Origin of the sequence: Mycobacterium sp., from assembly GCF_050701675.1 — a bacterium.
GTDB lineage: Bacteria > Actinomycetota > Actinomycetes > Mycobacteriales > Mycobacteriaceae > Mycobacterium.
In genome coordinates this window covers 1-3,311 of sequence record NZ_JBOGDD010001200.1, presented here as the reverse complement: position 1 = coordinate 3,311, position 3,311 = coordinate 1, and the positions used below count along the sequence as shown (strand labels likewise).

The following is a 3,311-nucleotide window of genomic DNA, read 5'->3' as shown; positions in this document are numbered from 1 at the left end:
CCGTCCGACCAGTTGGAATGCAGGTGCAGATCGCCCCTCAGCGCAGCCCGGATCTCGCCGCCACCGAGATCCTTTGCAGTGGAGCGCAGTTCGACCAACGTCTCGGGTTCGCGACCGGCCCATGCCTGGGCGATCACCTTCGCGGTCTTGGGGCCCACGCCGGGCAGCGACTGCCAGGAGTTGGCCTTGCCGTGCTTCTCGCGCTGCGCGTCGTCGAGCCGCTCGACGGTGTCGGCGGCCTTGCGGTAGGCCATCACGCGGCGCGAGTCCTCGCGGGCGCGGTCCTTGTAATACGCGATCTCACGCAGGGCGGCCACTGGGTCCATGGGTTCCAGTGTGCCCTTGAACGGACCCGTGGACTACACCCCGGGGATGCCCCTCAGGGTGCCGCCCTGGTCGGTACGGCGGTGGAAGTATTCGGTGAGAGCCACCACGAGGCACAGACTCCCCAGCGGCTCATACGGCGGGTATTCGAACTGCAGTGTGTAGTCGTAGAAGTCGTTGCCGACCAGTTGGTGGGTGGTCCGTCGTTCGGTGATCCCTGCAACGATCCGGTCATTCGCATCGAGGATCGTCACCGTCTGTCGCGCGTTCTCGCCGAAGGCGCCGGCCACCCGCTTGTAGTCGTCGAACGTCGTGCGACCGAGTTCGGCGCCACCGCTTTGCAAGGCGAAGGTCCGGAGCCCGGCCAGGTAGCCGTTGTTCTGCAGCAGCCGACCGAGGTCTCGACCCCATGCATCCCGCAGTTCGAAGCGCTCGTGACGATCGCTCCAACCACGGACCCGCGGCCGACGCACGTATCCGAAGGGTGTCCGATCGGCGCGCAGGATGACGAACTCCCACGACGCGGCGGCCCCGCTGCCCAGGAACTGGGCGATCTGCCGCCAACCGCTGCCGCGAGAGGCCACCACTTGAACGAATCCGATCTGCCGGCCCTGACCATCCTCGATCGTGCAGGCCAGATCTACGTCCGCCCGCGACGTCGCCGACTTGAGCGCCAACACGGGCCCACCCAACGGATACCCGTCGCGACTACTGCGCCGCCAACTCGGTTGGGGAACGGTCACGACAATGAGGATAAGACCACACACCTGGCCCCTACGCCACCGATTTTGGTGCGCTGCTGATCGTTACGGCGTTGATACGCTCGTTGGCAAGGGAGGCACGCGCAACCGTGGATTTGTTCAAGGATCTGTTCAATGTCGCTAACGGCATCAGAAGCGGCGTCCAGGACGTACCGAGCTTTCTCGGGGATGTTCTGAAGGGCGACGTCCACGGCATGGCGACCGATGGCCGCAAGCTCATTGGAGATGTGGGCGACGTACTCGACGGTGTTGGGGGCCTCGGCGTGAGCATGGGCAAGGTCTCCGCCCGGTACGCGGGAGCCGTCGGCAAGCTGGCGGATTCCCCAATCCTCTCGGCAGCCCAGTTGGCGATCGAAGCCGAGAAGGCCACCACAGGGTCCGGAGATCCGGAGGACGGCAACGGTTACCAAGAGTCAGCCAGGCGATTGGAAGAATGCGTTGAGACGCTGATTGATGCCGAACCACGTGCGGACCGATGGGACGGCATCGCCAGTCGTACATACGACGAAGCCAACAAGACGCATCGACGGCAGACATCAGCTGCACAGGACGCGGATAGCAAGATCGGTGCGATTCTTGCGACCGAGGCAGACCAGGTCAGTCGGACCCGGCAGACCCTGGACGACACGTCGCAATACCTCTACGACTACGGCTTGGCGACCGCCGTCGTCAGCTTCATCCCCGGAGCCAACATCGCAAAGATGATCGCCGACGCGGCAGCAGCATCAGCAGCACTCGCGACGACCAACACAACCATGCTGATCCTGGCGAACAACGCCCTCGAAAATGCGTCAAGAGTGCGCGAGCACCTCAGCAAGTACAACGATACCGTGGAAGCCGCGGCAAGAGATGCGCCTAGTGACGTGGGCCCGGACATGCCGTTCGTCGATCCGCGGACAGACCAGGCCGACCTTCCCGGTCGTATTCAGCCGGGGGCTGAACACACCACGCCTTCACCAGAAGAACCCATCGAATACGGCCCTCCGGCAACACCTTACGATGACCCGTCATCCTCGCTCGCCCCGCCGACTCCCACACCCTCGCCCCCGTAGACATACGCGACAGAACTATCCAGCGGTGGACAACCCACAACGACGAAGGACCCCATGACTACTGCCGAACCGAATCTCAAGGTGGTCACAGACCACCTCACGAGGCTCGCGGACATACAACAACACGCAGCGGATCTTTTCACTGGCGCCAATCGGACGACCGGTGAAGTCGCCGAGAATGTCTCTCGCACCCATGGCCTTGTCTGCGCGGCTACGAACATGGCCGTGTCCACTGCCGAGACTGCGCGCAAGGCCGCCGGGGAGATCTTGCACAAGAGGTCGGTGGAGATGGCCGCACAGCTCACTACCGCCGCGACGAACTACAACGACGCCGACTACCGAGCGGGGCGCAGCCTCGGCGGAGCCATCAAGGCATGACCTTCCTCCGCAAGCAGGGAGTTGAGAGCGATGGCCCGTGACTCGGACATGTCGTGGGACGACGACCAAGACGAAACCAACGGTGACAGCCGGGGATTGACCGAGCTAACCGTCACTGATGAGGAATGGGAGGACGAAGTTCTGACGCTCCTGTTCACGGCAACCAACCCATCGGGAACGGTCTCCGTCACGTCGTTGATCAGCGGGCAGCCGGTGAGGGTCGACTTGGAGCAAGCAGCGACACGCATGACCGAGCGACAGCTCGGCAACGAGATTGCGTTGGTCGCCGCCCTGTCCCAGCATCAGGCACTCGCCTCTCAGCACGTACTCGTTAGCCGGTTCCTCGACCAGTTGGGCCACGACCCCGTGTCAACGCGCGGCTTCCTGGAGCGCGACCTTGGATTGCCTTCGCCGGATGCGGTGCGCGACGAAGGGGCACTGCTGTTCGCGTCGCTCAACACCGACGAGCCCGACTGACATACGCAAATCTGTGGCCCATCGCCAGGCAGCCCCCACGCGAAAGTGTTTGATGTGAATTGGAGTCCCGAAAGTCTGCCGGCTCGGAAACATCAGGGGCGTCGGTGGCTCGTCCTGATCGCCGTCGTCGTTGTCGCCGCGGTTGCCGGCACCGTCTCATTGGTGTGGTGGAAGCGGAGCGGCGACGTCACCGCCACCCGACCGGACTGGACACCGCCCGCACAGACATTCCTCGCCGCAAACATGCGCGTGCAACCGGTGCCTGGCTGGAGGACGAGCGCTACTGACCTTGGGTTGCCAGATGGAAGCAGGATCGCCA

Annotated in this window: 5 protein-coding genes and 1 pseudogene; 4 read left to right on the top strand and 2 right to left on the bottom strand. The window is 63.8% G+C overall.

Annotation, left to right across the window (positions count from 1 at the left end):
* Positions 1-326 (bottom strand): annotated as a pseudogene (locus tag ACRDUX_RS37215) (PHP domain-containing protein); the annotation flags it as partial.
* 33 nt (positions 327-359) lie between these two features.
* Positions 360-1,067: a hypothetical protein gene (locus tag ACRDUX_RS37210; RefSeq protein ID WP_526421955.1), complete on the bottom strand. Its 708-nt coding sequence runs from the start codon at positions 1,065-1,067 to the stop codon at positions 360-362.
* 107 nt (positions 1,068-1,174) lie between these two features.
* Here ACRDUX_RS37210 and ACRDUX_RS37205 point away from each other — a divergent pair, with 107 nt between their 5' ends.
* The 4 genes from ACRDUX_RS37205 to ACRDUX_RS37190 all read left to right on the top strand — a co-directional run.
* Positions 1,175-2,137 carry an EspA/EspE family type VII secretion system effector gene (locus tag ACRDUX_RS37205; protein WP_526421953.1) on the top strand — a complete coding sequence of 321 codons (963 nt, stop codon included), beginning with the start codon at positions 1,175-1,177 and terminating at the stop codon, positions 2,135-2,137.
* A gap of 54 nt (positions 2,138-2,191) precedes the next feature.
* Positions 2,192-2,515, top strand: a complete 324-nt coding sequence (locus ACRDUX_RS37200; protein WP_526421951.1) for a type VII secretion target — start codon at positions 2,192-2,194, stop codon at positions 2,513-2,515.
* Positions 2,516-2,545: 30 nt separating this feature from the next.
* Positions 2,546-2,992: a hypothetical protein gene (locus ACRDUX_RS37195; protein WP_526421949.1), complete on the top strand. Its 447-nt coding sequence runs from the start codon at positions 2,546-2,548 to the stop codon at positions 2,990-2,992.
* A gap of 45 nt (positions 2,993-3,037) precedes the next feature.
* Positions 3,038-3,311: 9-bladed beta-propeller domain-containing protein (locus ACRDUX_RS37190; RefSeq protein WP_526421947.1), on the top strand; the 274-nt coding region annotated here is incomplete at its 3' end.

Bases quoted from the DNA above. Each gene is read 5' to 3' on its own strand.
- ACRDUX_RS37200 (WP_526421951.1), top strand. From the start codon at position 2,192: ATGACTACTGCCGAACCGAATCTCAAGGTGGTCACAGACCACCTCACG.
- ACRDUX_RS37195 (WP_526421949.1), top strand. From the start codon at position 2,546: ATGGCCCGTGACTCGGACATGTCGTGGGACGACGACCAAGACGAAACC.